This is a genomic window from Methylophaga sp. UBA3613 (genome assembly GCF_002375415.1).
Classification (GTDB): domain Bacteria; phylum Pseudomonadota; class Gammaproteobacteria; order Nitrosococcales; family Methylophagaceae; genus Methylophaga.
On sequence record NZ_DFLS01000006.1, the window covers coordinates 231,006 to 249,899 of the forward strand.

Annotated in this window: 17 protein-coding genes; 6 read left to right on the forward strand and 11 right to left on the reverse strand. The window is 44.9% G+C overall.

Annotation, left to right across the window (positions count from 1 at the left end):
* Nucleotides 1-9: 9 nt before the first annotated feature.
* Complete coding sequence (gene acnB, locus B3S93_RS07360; protein ID WP_292399079.1) at nt 10-2,547, reverse strand: bifunctional aconitate hydratase 2/2-methylisocitrate dehydratase; 2,538 nt, start codon at nt 2,545-2,547, stop codon at nt 10-12.
* 138 nt (nt 2,548-2,685) lie between these two features.
* On the opposite strand from acnB, the gene purB reads away from it, so the two are divergent.
* Genes purB through B3S93_RS07380 form a run of 4 tightly spaced genes read left to right on the forward strand, consistent with a single transcriptional unit; the run spans nt 2,686 to nt 5,958 of the window.
* A complete protein-coding gene (purB, locus tag B3S93_RS07365; RefSeq protein WP_292399082.1) occupies nt 2,686-4,053 on the forward strand; it encodes an adenylosuccinate lyase in 1,368 nt (455 codons plus the stop codon).
* Nucleotides 4,054-4,560, forward strand: coding sequence for a hypothetical protein (locus B3S93_RS07370; RefSeq protein ID WP_292399085.1), 507 nt, complete (start codon nt 4,054-4,056; stop codon nt 4,558-4,560). It abuts the gene before it with no gap.
* Nucleotides 4,557-5,339: a secretin N-terminal domain-containing protein gene (locus B3S93_RS07375; RefSeq protein WP_292399088.1), complete on the forward strand. Its 783-nt coding sequence runs from the start codon at nt 4,557-4,559 to the stop codon at nt 5,337-5,339. The genes B3S93_RS07370 and B3S93_RS07375 overlap by 4 nt, the downstream gene beginning before the upstream one ends.
* Before the next feature lie 16 nt (nt 5,340-5,355).
* The gene (locus tag B3S93_RS07380) at nt 5,356-5,958 is read left to right on the forward strand and encodes a nitroreductase family protein (RefSeq protein ID WP_292399091.1); all 603 of its coding nucleotides are present in this window, start codon (nt 5,356-5,358) and stop codon (nt 5,956-5,958) included.
* Here the strand turns inward: B3S93_RS07380 and B3S93_RS07385 are convergent, their stop codons facing one another.
* From B3S93_RS07385 to B3S93_RS07430, 10 genes are all read right to left on the reverse strand, one after another.
* On the reverse strand, nt 5,959-6,996 hold the full coding sequence (locus tag B3S93_RS07385) for a GGDEF domain-containing protein (RefSeq protein WP_292357287.1): 1,038 nt from the start codon (nt 6,994-6,996) through the stop codon (nt 5,959-5,961).
* Nucleotides 6,997-7,021: 25 nt separating this feature from the next.
* On the reverse strand, nt 7,022-8,233 hold the full coding sequence (locus B3S93_RS07390) for an argininosuccinate synthase (RefSeq protein ID WP_292357288.1): 1,212 nt from the start codon (nt 8,231-8,233) through the stop codon (nt 7,022-7,024).
* Nucleotides 8,234-8,283: 50 nt separating this feature from the next.
* Complete coding sequence (locus B3S93_RS07395; protein WP_292399094.1) at nt 8,284-9,069, reverse strand: DNA adenine methylase; 786 nt, start codon at nt 9,067-9,069, stop codon at nt 8,284-8,286.
* Between the two features lie 111 nt (nt 9,070-9,180).
* Nucleotides 9,181-10,974, reverse strand: coding sequence for a dihydrolipoyl dehydrogenase (gene lpdA, locus B3S93_RS07400; protein ID WP_292399097.1), 1,794 nt, complete (start codon nt 10,972-10,974; stop codon nt 9,181-9,183).
* Complete coding sequence (gene aceF, locus B3S93_RS07405; RefSeq protein WP_292399100.1) at nt 10,971-12,296, reverse strand: dihydrolipoyllysine-residue acetyltransferase; 1,326 nt, start codon at nt 12,294-12,296, stop codon at nt 10,971-10,973. The genes lpdA and aceF overlap by 4 nt, the downstream gene beginning before the upstream one ends.
* 3 nt (nt 12,297-12,299) lie before the next feature.
* Nucleotides 12,300-14,954, reverse strand: a complete 2,655-nt coding sequence (gene aceE, locus B3S93_RS07410) for a pyruvate dehydrogenase (acetyl-transferring), homodimeric type (protein ID WP_292357295.1) — start codon at nt 14,952-14,954, stop codon at nt 12,300-12,302.
* Between the two features lie 179 nt (nt 14,955-15,133).
* Complete coding sequence (locus B3S93_RS07415) at nt 15,134-15,736, reverse strand: sulfite oxidase heme-binding subunit YedZ (RefSeq protein WP_292399102.1); 603 nt, start codon at nt 15,734-15,736, stop codon at nt 15,134-15,136.
* On the reverse strand, nt 15,736-16,692 hold the full coding sequence (gene msrP / locus B3S93_RS07420; RefSeq protein WP_292357299.1) for a protein-methionine-sulfoxide reductase catalytic subunit MsrP: 957 nt from the start codon (nt 16,690-16,692) through the stop codon (nt 15,736-15,738). Before msrP ends, B3S93_RS07415 begins: the two co-directional genes overlap by 1 nt.
* A complete protein-coding gene (locus B3S93_RS07425) occupies nt 16,679-17,314 on the reverse strand; it encodes a DoxX family protein (protein WP_292357301.1) in 636 nt (211 codons plus the stop codon). Before B3S93_RS07425 ends, msrP begins: the two co-directional genes overlap by 14 nt.
* 69 nt (nt 17,315-17,383) lie before the next feature.
* A complete protein-coding gene (locus tag B3S93_RS07430) occupies nt 17,384-17,677 on the reverse strand; it encodes a low-complexity protein (protein WP_292357303.1) in 294 nt (97 codons plus the stop codon).
* Nucleotides 17,678-18,013: 336 nt separating this feature from the next.
* Here B3S93_RS07430 and B3S93_RS07435 point away from each other — a divergent pair, with 336 nt between their 5' ends.
* Together B3S93_RS07435 and B3S93_RS07440 are read left to right on the forward strand one after the other, a co-directional pair.
* Complete coding sequence (locus tag B3S93_RS07435; protein ID WP_292357305.1) at nt 18,014-18,634, forward strand: RNA polymerase sigma factor; 621 nt, start codon at nt 18,014-18,016, stop codon at nt 18,632-18,634.
* Nucleotide 18,635: 1 nt separating this feature from the next.
* Nucleotides 18,636-18,875, forward strand: a complete 240-nt coding sequence (locus tag B3S93_RS07440; RefSeq protein ID WP_292357307.1) for a zf-HC2 domain-containing protein — start codon at nt 18,636-18,638, stop codon at nt 18,873-18,875.
* The last annotated feature ends 19 nt before the right edge of the window (nt 18,876-18,894 follow it).

An 18,894-nucleotide genomic window follows, 5' to 3' on the forward strand; every position in this document is an offset into this window, starting at 1 on the left:
GTTACCAATTTAACTAGCTTTAGCACGTTGATAGTGCTCCAACTCGTTAAAGTTCAGATAACGATAGATCTCATGAGCCATTGGCTGAATACCGGCAACTTTCTCCAGATATTCGGCAACTGTTGGAATACGCCCCAAACTGGCCACTACCGCCGCGAGTTCTGCAGATGATAAATAAACATCGGCTCCATTACCCAGACGATTCGGGAAGTTACGGGTAGAAGTTGAGACAACTGTGGCATTATCAGCCACCCGTGCCTGGTTACCCATGCACAACGAGCAACCCGGCGTTTCAGTGCGGGCACCAACACGACCAAAGATACTGTAGATACCTTCTTCCGTTAATTGATGCTGATCCATCTTGGTCGGCGGAGCAACCCACAATTTAACGGGCAGATTACCCATTTTCTCCAGCACTTTACCGGCGGCACGATAGTGACCAATATTGGTCATACAGGAACCAATAAACACCTCATCAATATGAGCACCAGCGACTTCGGATAAGGGTTTGATATCATCCGGATCGTTCGGACAGGCCAGCAATGGCTCTTTGATTTCATTCAAATCAATCTCGATAACCGCAGCGTATTCTGCATCAGCATCCGGCTCAAGCAATTGAGGATCAGCCAGCCATGCACGCATGGCATCTATGCGACGTTGCAGTGTTCTGGCATCGGCATAGCCTTCTGCAATCATCCATTCCATTAATGAGATATTGGAATTCAAAAATTCAATGATCGGTTCTTTATTTAATCTGACAGTACAACCATTAGCACTACGTTCTGCCGATGCATCTGACAGTTCAAATGCCTGCTCGACTTTCAGATCTGGTAAACCTTCAATTTCCAAAACACGACCATTAAAGATATTTTTCTTACCTTTCTTTTCAACCGTCAGCAATCCTTCCTGAATAGCCGCATAGGGAATAGCATTCACCAGGTCACGTAACGTGATACCGGGTTGCATTTCGCCTTTAAAACGGACTAATACTGATTCCGGCATATCCAATGGCATTACGCCAAGCGCAGCGGCAAACGCTACTAAACCTGATCCAGCAGGGAAACTGATACCAATCGGGAAACGGGTATGCGAATCACCACCGGTACCAACGGTATCAGGTAAGATCATCCGGTTTAACCAGGAATGAATAACCCCGTCACCAGGACGTAATGACACACCACCGCGGGTACTGATAAATTCCGGTAATTCATGCTGTAATTTGATATCAACCGGTTTTGGATAAGCCGCGGTATGACAGAAAGACTGCATCACCAAATCAGACGAGAACCCCAGACAGGCTAATTCTTTCAACTCATCACGGGTCATTGCCCCAGTTGTATCCTGCGAGCCGACGGTGGTGACTTTAGGTTCACAATAGGCACCTGGACGCACACCTTCCACACCACAGGCCACACCGACCATCTTCTGCGCCAGCGTAAAGCCTTTATCACTATGAACAGGTTCTACAGGGCGTTTGAAAACATCTGATGGTGGCATACCTAATGTTTCGCGAGCTTTATCGGTTAAACCACGACCTATAATCAAAGGGATACGGCCACCGGCACGTACTTCATCAGCAATAGTGGTTGGCCGTAAAGTGAATTCAGAAACGACATCACCTGCTTCGTTATAAATTTTACCTTCATATGGCTTGATCGTAATGACATCACCTGTTTCCAGTTGATCGACATTACATTCGATTGGCAAGGCACCAGAGTCTTCCGCGGTATTAAAGAAAATAGGCGCAATGTTATTCCCTAATATCACACCGCCCTGGCGTTTGTTCGGGACATAGGCCACATCGTGCCCCATGTGCCAGAGCACTGAATTGATCGCAGATTTACGCGAAGATCCGGTACCAACAACATCACCGACATATGCAATGGGATGACCCTTTTGTTTCAGCGAGATAATGGTATCCAGCGCGTCAGGCATTTTGCTGACCAGCATCGCTTTGGCATGTAACGGGATATCAGGACGACTCCAGGCTTCTGTTGCTGGTGATAAATCGTCGGTATTAGTTTCACCCGGGACTTTCAATACAGAAAGCGTAATCGCTTCAGCTAACGGTGGTCGGGATAAAAACCATTCAGCTTCAGCCCAGGATTGCAAAATGCGCTTGGCGTATTGGTTGGTTTCAGCCTTTTCCACTACATCATGGTAGGCGTCATATACCATAACAATTTTGGAAAGCGCTTTTTCTGCTGCCTCTGCGGTTGCGTCATAATCCAGTAACTCAATCAGGGGTTGGATGTTATATCCCCCCATCATGGTACCGAGCAGTTCAGTCGCATAAACCGGTGTTATCAAATCACATTGTGTTTCCTGTTTGGCAATCGCCGCCAGAAAACCTGCTTTTACATAAGCTGACTTATCCACGCCGGGTGGAACGCGGTGAATCAGTAGCTCAAGCAGTGCTTCTCTATCGGTATTTTGAGGTTGTTTAAGCCCTTCAATGATGTCAGATACCTGTTTTGCATCTAACGGCAGAGGCGGTAAACCCTCTGCGGCACGCTCTTCAACATGTTTTTGATATTCTTGCAGCACGAAAACGCTCCGAAGTTGAAACTAAGATGGCCGTTATTTTAACGCAAATTCACAAAGCAAACTGAATCAAATCCAGAATCAGGACTGAGTTCTGCTATAATTTCGGCCAATTTTCAGCTTATTTTTAATGGAGTTTTCATGGAATTAACTGCTCTTACTGCCATCTCGCCAGTTGATGGTCGTTATGCCGATAAAACAAAGGCTTTACGCCCCTATTTCAGTGAGTATGGTCTGCTGCGAGCCCGTGTTGAAGTGGAATGCCGCTGGTTACATTTACTCGGCGCCAATGCAGATATCCAGGAAGTACCTAAACTGAGTGAAGACGCTGAAAAATTCCTCAACGATTTGATGAATGATTTCTCGGTAGAAGACGCGGCTGAGATTAAAGCTATCGAACGTGAAACCAACCATGATGTGAAAGCGGTTGAATATTTCATTAAACGTAAATTCAAAAACAATGCCGAGCTTGATGCGGTAAATGAGTTTGTGCATTTTGCCTGCACCTCGGAAGACATCAATAATACTGCTTACGGCATTATGCTTAAAAATGCCCGGGAAAACGTTATTCTGCCGGAAATGGACACCTTAATAGGTGCGCTGAAGAAACTGGCACAGGAACAGGCTGAAACACCAATGATGTCTCGCACTCATGGTCAACCGGCCTCTCCCACCACACTGGGTAAAGAATTAGCCAATGTTGTAAAACGTCTTGAACTGCAACGCACTCACGTCGCCGCGGTTTTACTTTACGGGAAAATGAACGGTGCAGTCGGTAACTACAATGCCCACTATGCGGCTTATCCTAATGTGGACTGGCCAATGATGGCCAATGCGTTTGTCACTGGACTGGGACTGCGCTGGAACAAATACACCACCCAGATCGAACCGCATGACTATGTTGCTGAACTGTTTCAGGCAATGATTCGTTTTAATACCGTGCTGATTGATTTCTGTCGTGATGTCTGGAGTTACATCTCCATTGGTTACTTCAAACAAAAAACCGTTAAAGGTGAAATCGGTTCATCCACCATGCCACATAAAGTTAACCCAATTGATTTCGAAAATGCAGAAGGTAATCTGGGTATTGCTAATGCGACTTTTGATCATATGGCAATGAAACTGCCTATTTCCCGCTGGCAGCGCGATCTGACTGACTCCACCGTTTTACGCAATATCGGCGTCGGTTTTGCTCACTCCCTGCTGGCTTACAGCTCTGCACTGAAAGGTATTAGCAAATTGGAAGCTGCTCCTGAAACAATGGCTGCAGATTTAGATGCCAACTGGGAGTTGTTAGCGGAACCTATCCAGACGGTTATGCGTCGATATGGAATTGAGAATCCTTATGAAAAGCTCAAAGAATTAACTCGTGGACAGAGAGTCAACAAACAAATCATGCATGAATTTATTGATACTCTAGATTTGCCAGATGCCGCTAAATTTGCGTTAAAAGAAATGACACCTGCAAGTTATATCGGTAACGCTGTTGAACAGGCAAGAAACTGTTAAATGACTGATAATTCTAACCAGGCCGACACTAATCAAATCATCGCATTTGATGGAAAACATGAGGCAGCTGCGGCTGCCTTGGCTTTGGTTGAAACTGCCCATCGGGAAATCTGTTTTCTGGGCAGTGAGATGGATATGGTTCTGCTTGATCATCCGTCAGTAATCGACTGTTTGAAACAACTTTGCATCAATAGTCGCCGCACGCAGATAAGAATATTAGTAGATGAAACCCAAAGTAGCATCATTAATTCCCATCGACTGCTACCGTTAATAGCTAAACTCACCAGTTCGATCAGCGTGAATATTCTTTCAGAAAAACAACAACGACCAAAAAATATAGTGATGTTGGTGGATCATTCCGGCTATTTACGTTGTCTCAACAATCAACGCTATCAAGGTCAGGCTAATCTGCATGATCCTTTGACAGTCCGGGAACTCAAACAACAATTTGAAGAATGCTGGAATCACAGCACTGCAGATGTTGCGACAAGGCGGTTAAATTTATGAAAATCATCTTTTCGCTAGTGTTTTTCTTGCTGGCATTACCCGCCCACGCCGATCAAATACGCACCATTGAATTGCAACATCGACTTGCGGCGGAAATACTGCCCATGATCGAACCCATGATAGACAACTACACAACCATTAGTGGCCATGACAATCTGTTGATTATCAAAAGTTCGACACAAAATTTTCAGGAAATAGAGCGTTTGGTCAAACAGCTCGATAGCAGGCAGCAGAGCCTTACAGTCACAGTGCTGCGAACCCAGCAACAGTTAAATGATGAACATTTTGCCGATGATCAACTTAATATTGATTTAGAGAACCCGAAAAATTCATCCGTGGAAATAAATCGCTGGTCCACCAAAAACAGTCGAGAACGGGATCAGCAGTACCAGGCAAGGGGTATTGCCGGTCAGCCTATTGATATACAAATGGGCCGCGCTGTCGCTGATAATCAGCAACAGCTTATTTTTTACCCTCATGGTGGTATTGCAGTTCAGGAAACGACCCAGTACATTCAACTGGATAATGGCTTTCAGGCAAGAGTGAATATTCTCGGCAATCAACAGGCCCGGGTCGATATCCTGCCATTATTCTCTAAGATGCAGCGTAATGGTGATATCTCAACAACAAGCTTACTGACCACGGTCAATGGTCCGCTAAATCAATGGATTTTAATTGGCCAGATTGGTGAACAACAACGCCAGCAAACAAATACAAAAACCTATCGCAGTCATCAGGATGAACAACAATGGCTGTATCTCAAAATTGAACTTAACTGAGTACCCCTGCAAAACAATGGATATAAAACAAGCGATTCAAACTCGTCGCTCGGTCAAACACTATGACCCGGCACATCAAATGACTGAAGCAGAAGTGAATGAGTTGATGGAACATGCCATCCTCTCACCTACTGCGTTTAATATTCAACACTGGCGATTTGTCCGGGTAAAAGATGCTGAAAAACGCCAGCAAATTTTGGAAGCCGCATGGGGGCAGGCCCAAGTAGTTGATTCCTCTTTACTGCTGGTTTTGTGCGCTGATTTGAATGCGTGGGAAAAACAGCCTGAACGCTATTGGCAACACGCCCCAAAGTCAGCACAGAATGCCATACTGCCAGCGATCGAAAATTATTATACCAACCATCATCAAGGCCAGCGTGATGAGTGCGTTCGCTCGGCCAGCATTGCAGCCATGAATATTATGTTGATGGCAAGAGGCATGGGATATGATTCCTGCCCGATGGATGGCTTTGACTTTGATAAAGTCGCCCGCATCATCAATTTACCGCATGATCATATTATTGTGATGATGATTACCGTTGGGAAAAAGCTTGAAGATGCACGTCCTCGAGCGGGCCAGTTACCACTCGAAGAAGTGTTTTTTACTGATAGTTTTTAATCAGATAATTGGCGGCGGCGCATCAGAAACATGGTTGCGTCCGCTGCGTTTTGCCAGATAAACCGCCCGATCAACACGCTGCAGGAAACTGTCAACGCCTTCACCAGGGACATACCGCGCCACACCAAAAGACATGGTGATTGCACCAAGTGGTTCACGGGTATCCTTGCGTTGGATTCGTTTGCTGGCAATATCCTGACGAATGCTCTCAGCCAGCTGACGGGCGTTTTGCACACTGGTATTAGGCAAAATAACAGCAAATTCCTCACCGCCATAGCGGGCAACCAAATCACGACCTTTTAATGATTTTCTCAACAACTCAGCAATCACTCTGAGCACTTGATCTCCCACTAGCTGGCCATGTTTTTCGTTGATAACACTGAACAAATCAATATCACAGAAAATGACCGACACATCCATGCCGTTAATATCTGCATCACGGGTCATCTCGTTGATTAGCTCATCAAAATGTTTACGATTAGCTAATCCAGTCAAACTATCGGTTATCGATTCACGTCGGGAATCACTTAACTCTTTTTTCAATGCAGCAACTTCTGCCATCGCACTGTTTAACTGCTCGTTGAGCAATTCCCCAGACGAAACGGCCAGTCGGGTTTCAATAAGCACTTCTTCAATCAGCGTATGCAGTTGCTGACGGTTTAAGTCCGGTTGCAGGCGACTCAACATGCTTTGTAAATGACTGTTGCTTCGATCGGTAGTTGTGACGCCCGTATAGATATAGTTCAAGGTCTGTTTAAGAAGACGTGCCAATTCCTGACGCATCTCAAACATCGCAGCTCTATCTTTATCCTCGTCAAAGAACTGTTCGTGTAATAAACGGATTTGCTGTTCAGTAATTTTTCCCGTCAGTTCGATTTCATTATCTACGGCCTCTACCAAAGCCATATTCGTACCGGAAACGTACTCAAACCAAAGCGCATAATTTGCCGGAGTTGGAGCGATTTTATATTGGTTCATTTTTGAAAGCGCAAGCCGCATCCATTCGGCAGTCCGCTCTTCATATTCGCTATGTTTCATAAGTACTCCGACAAAATCCGTATGCCTATCTTTTCTTCTTCCCTGCTATTTTTAACCTTAACGCATTAAGTTTGATAAAACCTTCTGCATCTTTCTGATCGTAGGCACCAGCATCATCTTCAAATGTGGCGATGGATTCATCAAACAGACTGTCGGTGGCTGACTGTCTGCCAACAACTATGACGTTGCCTTTATACAGTTTTATTCTGACATCACCATTCACGGATGTCTGTGATGCATCTATCATTGTCTGCATCATCTGCCGTTCCGGTGCCCACCAGTAACCGTTATAAATCATGCTGGCATAACGTGGCATCAGTTCATCTTTCAAATGAGCGACTTCGCGATCCAGTGTTAATGACTCAATCGCACGATGCGCTCTGAGCATAACCGTTCCGGCAGGTGTTTCATAGCAGCCACGTGATTTCATACCCACATAACGGTTTTCAACGATATCCAGTCGACCTACCCCATTTTCACCAGCGACTTTGTTCAGATAAATCATCACCTGAGCAGGCGTCATACGCTCGCCATTAATGGCAACGATATCGCCCTTTTCATAACTCAGTTCAAGGTAGGTTGCTTTATCAGGGGCATTTTCCGGTGAAACAGACCAACGCCACATACTTTCCTCGGCTTCAGCCCATGGATCTTCGAGAATACCGCCTTCGTAAGAGATATGCAGCAGGTTGGCATCCATGGAATAAGGCGATTTTTTGCCTTGTTTCATTTCAACTGGAATACCGTGTTGTTCAGCATAATCCAACAGTTTTTGCCGTGATAACAAATCCCACTCACGCCACGGAGCAATCACTTTAATGTTCGGGTTCAGACCATACGCCCCAAGTTCAAAACGCACCTGGTCATTGCCTTTACCAGTCGCGCCATGCGAGACAGCTTCTGCACCGGTTTGAGCCGCAATCTCAACCAGACGTTTGGCAATCAAAGGACGTGCAATCGATGTACCTAAGAGATATTCACCTTCGTAGATGGCATTGGCACGAAACATTGGGAACACATAATCACGAGCAAATTCTTCACGTAAATCTTCAATGTAAATTTCTTTAATGCCCAACGATTTTGCTTTGGCTCGTGCTGGCTCAACTTCTTCACCCTGACCCAGATCAGCTGTAAAGGTCACTACTTCACATTGATATTTATCCTGCAGCCATTTAAGAATAACGGAAGTATCCAGACCGCCAGAATAGGCAAGAACGACTTTTTTGATGTCAGACATGGGGGAAGAAATCCTGTATCGAAGAAATTAAAAATTGGTGCGTTATTGTATCAAAATCCACGTAAAGCAAGCACTTCTCTTGCAGCCTGCCGTTTATCGCCTTTACAGCTTATTGTCCGAGGTGCATCAAGAAATTTCAGGGTAAACCCTAAGTCACGATAGAGTTTTTTGATTTTATCCGTTGCCTGATTTGACAGTACCACTGGTCCGTCGTGATTTGCCAGCCACTCGGCTAATCGAACCTGGTCATCCCAGTCAAACCCCTGCTGGGAATATTGCCGAAATGGCACATCGTAGGGCGGATCAGCATAAATAAAATCATTCTGTCGGATATCCAGCTGGGCAAAATCCATATTGCTGAATTCCCACTGATTTAATACCGATTGGTAAGGCGCAAAATCACTTACATAATTGATTGTTTTGTAACGACCAAATGGCACGTTGTAACCACCCGTTTTATTAAAACGACATAGGCCGTTATAACCAGTGCGATTCAAGTAATAAAATAATTGAGCACGTTCAGCGTCTGTATGTGCTGAAATATCATTGAACTGTTTACGATATTGGTAATAGAGCTGCTCATCATTGGCCAGTGGCAAATCAATTGTCAGACCTTGCTGCAGTTGCTGATAAAAATTGATTAAAGCCGGGTTCAGATCATTTAACAATGCTTTGTCGGGATTTAATCCCAACGCTACAGACAATCCACCGCAGAAAGGCTCGACCAGTCGATGTTCCGGAAACTGTTTCCATAATTTCAACAGTCTGGGAATTAACCAGCGTTTGCCACCAGCCCATTTTAGCGGAGGTTTAAGCAAAGAAGCTTCTCTGGTCATAGCTGATTTATCACCGCTCGGTTCCGCTGCATGAAAAGCAGTTCATTACTGATTACTATATGAGGTTATTTATCCGTTCGAGACAAAAAGTCTCGAACGGATAGACTGATATTACTTGGAATGTAATGTTTTACGAGGTGGAATCAAATCCGTAATATTGCCTTCAGCCATTTCCGCAGCAAAGGCAAACGTTTCCGACAAGGTTGGATGTGGATGAATGCTTAATCCGATATCTTCTGCATCAGCCCCCATTTCCAGTGCCAATACCGCTTCAGCGATTAATTCACCAGCATTGGGCCCTACAATACCTGCACCTAATAAACGCCCGGTTTCCTTATCAAACAAGGCTTTGGTCAGACCTTCATCACGATCGACACTCAAACTACGACCGCTGGCAGCCCATGGGAAAGCACCTTTAACGTAATCAATGCCCTGTTTTTTCGCTTCATCTTCGCTGAGACCCATCCAGGCAACTTCAGGATCAGTATAGGCAACTGAAGGTATCGTCATCGGATCAAAGGCCACTTTTTTACCGGCAATATGCTCAGCAGCAACCTTACCTTCATGTGTTGCTTTATGAGCCAACATCGGTTGACCGACAATGTCACCAATCGCATAGATGTGCGGCATATTGGTCTGCATCTGCTGATTGACCTCAATAAAGCCATAATCATTTACATCCACACCAGCAGCTTCTGCATTAATCAGTTTACCGTTGGGTGAACGGCCCACTGCGACCAGAATCTTGTCGTAGGTTTGTGGGTCCGGTGCATTATCACCTTCAAAGGTGACCTTCAGACCAGATTTTAACGCGTCGATTTTGCTGACTTTGGTTTTCAGATAAATCGCTTTGTATTGTTTCTGGATATGGTTATGTAACGGTTTAACCAGATCCTTATCAGCACCGGGGATCAGGCTGTCCTGTAATTCGACTACACTGATTTCAGAACCCAGAGCGTTGTATACGGTCGCCATTTCAAGACCGATAATGCCGCCACCAATGACCAGTAGCTTCTTAGGAATATCTTCGAGCTCCAGTGCATCAGTAGAATCCATCATTCGTGGATCATCATTGGGAAATACCGGGATTTTCGTGACACGTGAACCCGCAGCAATAATGCAGTTTTCAAAACTGATGGTTTTATCGCCATCTTCCGTTTTGACCTGCATTACGTTGGTACCGGAGAACTGTGCTTCACCATGTACTACAGTTACTTTACGTTGCTTGGCCAACGCTGATAATCCTCCCGTCAGCTTGCCAACAATTCCGTCTTTCCAATCTGCGACTTTGCGAATATCAATTTTCGGTGCGCCAAAGGTCACCCCATTTTCAGCAATATGTTTTGCTTCATTAATTACGTGGGCGGTATGCAATAGAGCTTTTGAAGGAATACAACCAACATTCAGACACACCCCACCAATTCGTTGGTGACGTTCAATCAGAATCACCTGCTTGCCTAAATCAGCAGCACGAAATGCTGCCGTGTAACCACCGGGACCGGAACCTAATACAACTATTTCAGCATGCATATCAGCATCGGTAGGTACTTCAGATTTAGTTACAGCTGCTGCTTTGGGTTTTTCAGCAGGCTTTTCTGTTTCAGCGGGTTCTGACTGAGCAGTTTCTGCTTTAGGTGCTTCAGGTTTTTCTTCAGCTGCAGAATCCGCTTCGCTTTCAACAGAGAGAATGACATCACCCTGAGCGACCTTATCACCCACTTTTACGTTGATAGACTTAATGATGCCGGCAGCTGAACTTGGAATCTCCATCGCGGCTTTGTCAGATTCAAGCGTAATAATGTCCTGATTTTCACTAACTGAATCACCTTCAGCAACCAGGATTTCAATAATTTCAACCGCATCAAAATCGCCGATATCCGGTACTTTGACTTCAATCAAACTCATAACAAGACCTTTCTGATATCAGACAACATGTTATTCAGCATCACCGTAAAGCGTGCACCGGCAGCGCCATCTATCACTCTATGATCATATGAAATCGACAATGGCAACATCAGTCGTGGTTCAAATTCTTTTCCGTTCCAGATTGGTTTCATCTGGTGTTTACTGACGCCAAGAATGGCGACTTCAGGAGCATTCACAATCGGGGTAAAGAATTGACCACCGATACCGCCAAGGCTGGAAATAGAGAATGTTCCGCCCTGTAAATCCTTGGCTGTTAATGTTCCTTCACGGGCCCGGGAACTGATTTCGCCCAGTTCACCGGCAAGTTCGAGAAAGCCTTTTTTATCAACGTCACGAATCACCGGCACCATCAAACCGTTTGGCGTATCAACAGCCACACCAATGTTGTAATACTTTTTGTAAATCAGGCTTTGTTTATCTTCGCTTAACGAAGCATTAAATTCCGGATACTGTTTCAAACAAGCAACAACGGCTTTCATAATGAATACCAATGGTGTCAGGCCGACACCTTTCTTGGCAGCCATTTCTTTGTTTTCTTGGCGGAATTCTTCCAATTCGGTGATATCAGCTTCATCAAACTGTGTGACATGTGGAATATTTAACCAGCATGCATGCAGATGTTTGCCGGAAATTTTCTTGATCCGTGATAATTCTTTGCTTTCGATTTCGCCAAACTGTTCAAAGTTAATGACTGGAACCGATGGAATACCAGTGCCTTCAGCAGCTTTTGGTGCAGGTGCATTCATCACCTGTTTAACAAAATTCTGCACGTCTTCTTTGGTAATACGGCCTTTTTGACCACTGCCGACAACTGCAGCCAAAGGAACACCTAATTCACGTGCAAACTGCCGTACTGAAGGTGATGCATGTGAAGGTTTTTTAGCTGAACCGGTATCCGGTGCATAAGGTAATGTTTCAGTTCTTTCTGGCTCAGGATTCGCTACTGTAGGAGTAGGAGTTGGCGCCGGTTTACTCTCAGCCGCAGCAGGTTTTTCTTTCTCTGCTGGTTTGCTCTCAGCTGCTTTTTCAGCCGGCTTTTCGTTTTCTTCAGCACCGGCATCAGAAGATTCAATCAAGGCAATAACTGAACCTTCACTGACTTTATCACCCACTTTGACTTTCATTTCCTTAATGGTGCCGCTTAACGATGATGGAATTTCCATCATCGCTTTATCGGATTCAATGGTAATCACTTCCTGATCAGCATTGATTGAATCACCTTCAGCAACTAACACTTCGATAATTTCGACACTGTCAAAATCACCAATGTCCGGGACTTTTAATTCGATTAAATCTGCCATGTTTTAAACCTTCACTGGATTCGTTGCGTCAGCATCAATCTTGTACTGTTTGATGGCTTTGGCAACCACATCATATTTAATAGTGCCTTCATCAGCCAGCGCGCTGAGCGTGGCAACAACCACATGATAACGATCCACTTCAAAGAAGCTACGTAATCTTTCACGGGTATCACTGCGGCCAAAACCGTCAGTACCCAAAACAACATAACGTTGTTTGATCCAGGGACGTAATTGCTCAGCATACAGACGCATATAATCTGTGGAAGCCACCACAACCCCATCCTGCTCATCCATGCATTGTGAAATGTAGCTGCGTTTTTTCTCAGCAGTTGGGTGCAGACGGTTATAACGATCAACATCCATGCCTTCACGAACCAGTTCGTTCACACTGGTCGCACTCCATACATTGGCAGAGACATTCCAGTCTTTCTCAAGCATTTCAGCCGCGGCTTCAACTTCACGCAAAATGGTACCGCTACCAATCAATTGCGCTTTAACTTTGTGTTTTCCGCCAGATTTAAGCTTATACAGACCTTTTATGATGCCCTCTTCCGAACCTTCAGGCATTGCCGGATGAGTATAGTTTTCGTTCATCGCAGTAATGTAATAGAACACACCTTCCTGATTTTCGTACATCCGGCGCATACCTTCATGAACGATAACAGCCATTTCATAGGCATAAGTCGGATCGTAGCTCAGGCAGTTAGGAATGGTATTAGCCAGAATCAGACTGTGACCATCCTGATGCTGCAAGCCTTCACCATTTAATGTCGTGCGACCTGCTGTACCACCGATGAGGAAGCCTTTGGCCTGAATATCACCAGCCAACCAGCACAAATCACCTACCCGTTGGAAACCAAACATTGAGTAGTAAATATAGAACGGCACCATATTCACGTTGTAGTTGGAATAAGCCGTTGCTGCAGAAACCCACTCAGACATCGAACCGGCTTCGTTAATACCTTCTTCCAGGATCTGGCCTTTAGTGTCTTCGCGATACCACATGACCTTGCCTGAGTCTTCTGGTTCATACATCTGGCCGGAAGATGAATAGATACCAATCGAACGGAACAAGCCTTCCATACCAAAGGTACGTGCTTCATCGGGCACGATTGGAACGATGTTTTTACCGATTTTCTTATCACGAATTAATGCGGTTAATATCCGGACAAAGGCCATGGTGGTAGATAACTCACGATCACCACTGTCTTTCAGTACTGCATCAAAAATGCTTAATGGCGGAATTTCCAATGCAGGGGCACTGTGATTCCGTTTAGGGATAAATCCACCTAATTCTTTACGACGTTCCAGCAGGTACTTTTTCTCCGCGCTGTCATCATCCAGTTTGATATATGGAATTTCTTCAATTTCATCATCAGGAATAGGAATATTGAAACGATCACGGAAGCGTTTCATGTGCTCCAGTTCCATTTTTTTCTGCTGATGCGTTGTGTTCTGACCTTCACCCGCCTGCCCCAGACCATAACCTTTAACGGTTTTAGCCAGGATAACAGTTGGTTGGCCGACATGATCTACTGCTTGTTTATATGCTGCGTAAATCTTGCGTGGATCGTGACCACCACGACTCAAGTGCCAGATATCCTCGTCGGTCATGTCTGAGACCATATCGAGCAATTCCGGATATTTACCAAAGAAGTGCTTGCGCACATAGGCGCCGTCTTTGGCTTTGTAATTCTGATATTCGCCGTCAACCACTTCTTCCATGCGTTTCAGCAACCAGCCATCGGTATCACGAGCCAGCAATTGATCCCAGCCGCTGCCCCAGATGACTTTTAATACATTCCAGCCAGCGCCACGGAATAAGGCTTCCAGTTCCTGAATAATCTTGCCGTTACCACGAACCGGACCATCAAGACGTTGCAGGTTACAGTTCACTACAAAGATAAGGTTGTCGAGTTTTTCACGACCGGCCAGGGTGATTGCACCCAAAGATTCCGGCTCATCCATCTCGCCATCGCCTAAGTAAGCCCACACATGGCGGCCTGCTGTTTTGGCAATTTCACGATGATGCATGTACTTCATGAATCGTGCCTGGTAGATCGACAGAATCGGTCCAAGTCCCATTGATACTGTCGGGAATTGCCAGTAATCAGGCATTAGCCATGGATGTGGATAGGAAGACAGGCCTTTGCCATCGACTTCAAAACGGAAATTATCCAGTTGTTCTTCGGTCAGACGACCTTCAAGGAAAGAACGGGCGTAAATACCCGGTGCAGAGTGACCTTGAACAAACACCATATCGGCGCCGTCTTCATGATCATTACCTCTGTAGAAGTGATTAAAACCGACATCATAAAGTGTTGCGGCTGATGAGAAGCTCGCAATATGTCCACCGACTGCGCCAGGTTTCATATTGGCTTTAACCACCATCGCCATCGCGTTCCAACGGATATAAGAGCGTAGTTTATGCTCCATTGCCTGGTCACCGGGGATACGTTCCTGCTGGTCCACCGGAATGGTATTAACGTATGCAGTATTGGCACTGTATGGCAGGTTTACCCCACTACGGCGGGCCTTATCAATAAGTTTTTCAATAATGAAATGGGCTTTTTCGTCACCGGCCGCTTCCAGCACAGATTCCAGAGCGTCCAACCATTCTTGCGTTTCTTGTGGATCGTGATCGACAAAATCAGTCATATATACCTTCTTAAATCTCAACGCGATAAATTACAGCCGCACATTGTAACAGTTTTTGTTTAATTCACACTGCAGCACGCCGACAAAAGCGTGCTACAGCGCCATTCTGACAAGAAAATCAAAACCTTGTGGAAAAAATTTATAACAAAAAACTGCTGTAAAAGCCGGTTAAATAAGCTTTATGAAGCGGTTGATTGACTACGCCTGCGCTGGCTGAATACCCTGAAGCCAAGCAACAGGATAGCAATGAAAAAATAAATTAATGGTTCAGTTTTATCTTGCTTGACCAGCATATAAAAATGCACACAAGAAAGCACGACAATAAGATAAATTAAATAATGTAATTTTTTCCAGCGACGACCACCAAGGCGTTTCATCATCTTGTCGGTAGAGGTAACCGTTAATGGAATCAGCAAGACAAAGCTGATAAAACCAATGGTTATAAAAGGACGTTTAACAATATCCAGCCATATCTCCTGTACATCAAAAAACTGGTCCAGTCCGAGATACAGCAGCATATGCACGCTGGCATAAAAGAAAGCAAAAAGTCCCAGCATTCGGCGAAAGCGGATAAAGTGATTGATACCCGTCAGTTTACGTAGCGGTGATATCAACAAAGTCACCATAATAAAGCGCAATGCCCATACGCCGGTGTCCCGAGTTACCGCTTCTATAGGATTAGCACCCAGCTGATCGGTCAGCAATGCATAGATCAGCCAGCTAAGCGGTAATAACGAAATGATAAAAACCAGCCGTTTCAGACTGGTGATATGTTTTTGCATCAGAAATATCGTTTAAGATCCATGCCGCTATACAGCTCTGCGACTTCGTCTCCATAGCCATTGAACATCAGCGTTTCTCGTTTAAGAAACTCACCAATGCGTCTTTCCCGTCGCTGGCTCCAGCGTGGATGGTTCACATCCGGGTTTACATTTGAATAAAAACCATACTCACCGGCATTAGCCTGAACCCAGGCGGTTAATGGCATTTCTTCAACAAAACGGATCCGCACGATGGATTTGATGCTTTTAAAACCATATTTCCACGGTACCACCAGACGGATCGGCGCCCCGTTTTGCCCCGGCATTTCACGGCCATACAAACCAACAGCCAGCAACGTTAGAGGATGCATGGCTTCATCCATGCGCAATCCTTCACGATAAGGCCAATTTAACACGCGACGACGTTGTCCCGGCATCTGCTCAGGATCATACAACGTGGTAAACTCAACAAATTTGGCTTTGGAGTTGGGTTGAGCCTGTTTAAGGATTTCGGCTAACGGAAAACCTACCCAGGGAATCACCATCGACCAGCCTTCAACACAACGCAGACGATAAATACGCTCTTCCAATGTCTGGGTTTTGATTAGCTCACTGTAATCATATTTACCTGGTTTATCGCACTCACCATCCACAGTAATCATCCATGGCTCGCTGCGATCAGGAAAATCGGCAGCTAATGCCGAGGGTGATTCCTTGTCAGTGCCAAATTCATAGAAATTGTTATAGGTGGTAATAGATTCATATGTCGTTGTTTTTTCCTCAGTGGAAAAATCGCTTTGCTGCAAATCAGTAAAAGCTTCTCCGGTTGGTGCTTTAGCAGCGAAACTCAGTGGCATTGCACTTGCTGCAGCCAATCCCGCTGCACCATTAATAAATTGTCGACGGTTCAAATAGACCTGATAGTCCGTGACTTCTGACTCAGGAATATCCCACGAATGTTTTTTACGAATCCACATGATGCACCTCATTTGCCATATAACGTTTGGCTAACCAGTAATCAATACTGATATATCGACCAGCCCCGATAAAGAACAATGCCAGCAACATCACAAAATAGGTTGCGGCAAACTCTATACCATTATTGAGTACAACAAAGCTGCCATGTTCCGTCAGCCAGCTATAATTTCCATATTCCTGAAGGATTGATTTGGCCCGGTCCAAACGATCTATCGCTTCCGCCGCGTTTTCAGCAGCAAATGCACTCATCGGATCATGAATTGCTTGCCAGCCGTTTTTCCAGTGCACACTGAACGCAGCAACCAGCATGGTAATCATCAATGGAATGCTGACCCAGCGCACGGCAAGTCCCAACAATAATAAAATAGCGCCAAAATACTCTGCTCCCCAAGCCATATAAGCCATCAGCTCAGGAAACGGTAACCCCAATCCCCAGTCCGGATTAGCAAACCAGTCTATGGTGCTTTGTAATGAACTCTCGGGATTGAATGGATTCCATTTGTTATTGGCAGCTACCCAGAAAACCGGTATCAGGTAAGCTCTCAATAATAAAGGCGCCAAAAAGTCCACTTTACGCGTGGTATTCAATGACCACTGTAAGTTTTTTAACAACTGGATCATAGTGGTTGTCCCTAGAAGAAAAACAGGGGCTTGCAGCCCCTGTTTTTAATATGAATCACAAATACCGGATTATTTATTACCGCATTTTGCTTCACCACATTTGCCTTCAGCATCTTTTTTGCTGTCTTCGCCACATTTGGCTTCACCGCATTTGCCTTCAGCATCTTTTTTACTGTCTTCACCACACTTGGCTTCGCCACATTTCCCTTCTTCGTGATGTTTAGCCAATTGCATGTATCCATGACTTAATTCGGTTGATTGGAATGGATTGCTATCTGCAGCAGCAATTGGTGAAAAAGCCAGACCTGCAGTCATCGCTGCACTGGCAGCCAATGCGATAGAAGTTTTTTTGTTCATAGCCATGTTTAAATTCCTTATGTATTGAGTCACATGATTAACCCGACTTTCATAACCGGGCTTGTTGACATAGACTGACCAGCAAATCATTTGTTACAAACTTTTATGCGATTTTCTGAAAAACACCTGTCTTTTTAGTCAAAAAACATTTTTTGATTGCTGCCTTTCGTTATCGAATTCACTAAGTCGATCACCATACATAAAATGCACTTCGAATGATCGACCACAAACTTTTTTACTTGCAGGCACAAGATGCATCCGTTATTAATATCAGCTGTTTCGTAAGGCCTATACATTTGAGGCATTAGACTAGGCTGCTGGCGTCAGGATTCATTAACAAACATGACAGACAAGCGTGATTCGCACTTCTACGAAAATGATGCCGCATTAATTGATGCCATGCTTGAAGGTGACTCAACCGCTTTTGAAACAGCTGTAGCACTCTATCATCCAAGAATGGTAACCATTGCCAAAGCTATTATAGGGGAAGCCTTCGCAGAAGAGATTGCTCAGGATGCCTGGATGTCAGCCATTCGGTCATTGAGTGAATTTGCCGGTCGCAGCAGCCTGAATACCTGGCTGATTCAAATCACAGCCAATGCCGCCAAAACCAGACTTCGCAGAGAAAAACGTCAGGTTTCGCTGGATGAAAACTGGCAGGAAAAAGAAACCGCAGATCGTTTTGATCATACTGGTCATTGGCAAGAACCGGTTTCGCAGTGGGAACTTGAAACACCTGAAGCCATTCTGGCCAACGACCAACTCAGCGATATCATCAGCAAGACTTTTGAACAACTGCCACCACAACAGCAAGCAGTATTGAGCTTGTATGATCTGGAAGGTGAATCAATGTCGGAAATTTGTAATATTCTCGACCTCTCTGCGTCTAATGCAAGAGTGTTGCTACATCGTGCACGCTCTGCAATTCAACAGAAAATCGCTCAGTATCAGGATAATGATTAACATGCTTAAATGCCGCCAAATTGAACAACTTGCCAGTGACTATCTGGATAAAGATCTGTCATTTCGGCAACGTATGGCATTCAAGCTGCATTTATTTATTTGTCATAACTGCCGTAATTACGTGCGCCAGCTCAAGATAACTATCACCAGCATCAAATTGATGCCAGCAAACCAAATCATTGTGGATGACAAAACCAAAGCACTGGCGAAAGTGCTTAGAGAAAATGCCAGCAAACAGTAATATGTTGGCTGGCAACTTG

What these genes read in the sequence shown, in the direction of transcription:
- purB (WP_292399082.1), top strand. Translation starts at nt 2,686, where the DNA reads ATGGAATTAACTGCTCTTACTGCCATCTCGCCAGTTGATGGTCGTTAT.
- B3S93_RS07370 (WP_292399085.1), top strand. Translation starts at nt 4,054, where the DNA reads ATGACTGATAATTCTAACCAGGCCGACACTAATCAAATCATCGCATTT.
- B3S93_RS07375 (WP_292399088.1), top strand. Translation starts at nt 4,557, where the DNA reads ATGAAAATCATCTTTTCGCTAGTGTTTTTCTTGCTGGCATTACCCGCC.
- B3S93_RS07380 (WP_292399091.1), top strand. Translation starts at nt 5,356, where the DNA reads ATGGATATAAAACAAGCGATTCAAACTCGTCGCTCGGTCAAACACTAT.
- B3S93_RS07385 (WP_292357287.1), bottom strand. Translation starts at nt 6,996, where the DNA reads ATGAAACATAGCGAATATGAAGAGCGGACTGCCGAATGGATGCGGCTT.
- B3S93_RS07390 (WP_292357288.1), bottom strand. Translation starts at nt 8,233, where the DNA reads ATGTCTGACATCAAAAAAGTCGTTCTTGCCTATTCTGGCGGTCTGGAT.
- B3S93_RS07395 (WP_292399094.1), bottom strand. Translation starts at nt 9,069, where the DNA reads ATGACCAGAGAAGCTTCTTTGCTTAAACCTCCGCTAAAATGGGCTGGT.
- lpdA (WP_292399097.1), bottom strand. Translation starts at nt 10,974, where the DNA reads ATGAGTTTGATTGAAGTCAAAGTACCGGATATCGGCGATTTTGATGCG.
- aceF (WP_292399100.1), bottom strand. Translation starts at nt 12,296, where the DNA reads ATGGCAGATTTAATCGAATTAAAAGTCCCGGACATTGGTGATTTTGAC.
- aceE (WP_292357295.1), bottom strand. Translation starts at nt 14,954, where the DNA reads ATGACTGATTTTGTCGATCACGATCCACAAGAAACGCAAGAATGGTTG.
- B3S93_RS07415 (WP_292399102.1), bottom strand. Translation starts at nt 15,736, where the DNA reads ATGCAAAAACATATCACCAGTCTGAAACGGCTGGTTTTTATCATTTCG.
- msrP (WP_292357299.1), bottom strand. Translation starts at nt 16,692, where the DNA reads ATGTGGATTCGTAAAAAACATTCGTGGGATATTCCTGAGTCAGAAGTC.
- B3S93_RS07425 (WP_292357301.1), bottom strand. Translation starts at nt 17,314, where the DNA reads ATGATCCAGTTGTTAAAAAACTTACAGTGGTCATTGAATACCACGCGT.
- B3S93_RS07430 (WP_292357303.1), bottom strand. Translation starts at nt 17,677, where the DNA reads ATGGCTATGAACAAAAAAACTTCTATCGCATTGGCTGCCAGTGCAGCG.
- B3S93_RS07435 (WP_292357305.1), top strand. Translation starts at nt 18,014, where the DNA reads ATGACAGACAAGCGTGATTCGCACTTCTACGAAAATGATGCCGCATTA.
- B3S93_RS07440 (WP_292357307.1), top strand. Translation starts at nt 18,636, where the DNA reads ATGCTTAAATGCCGCCAAATTGAACAACTTGCCAGTGACTATCTGGAT.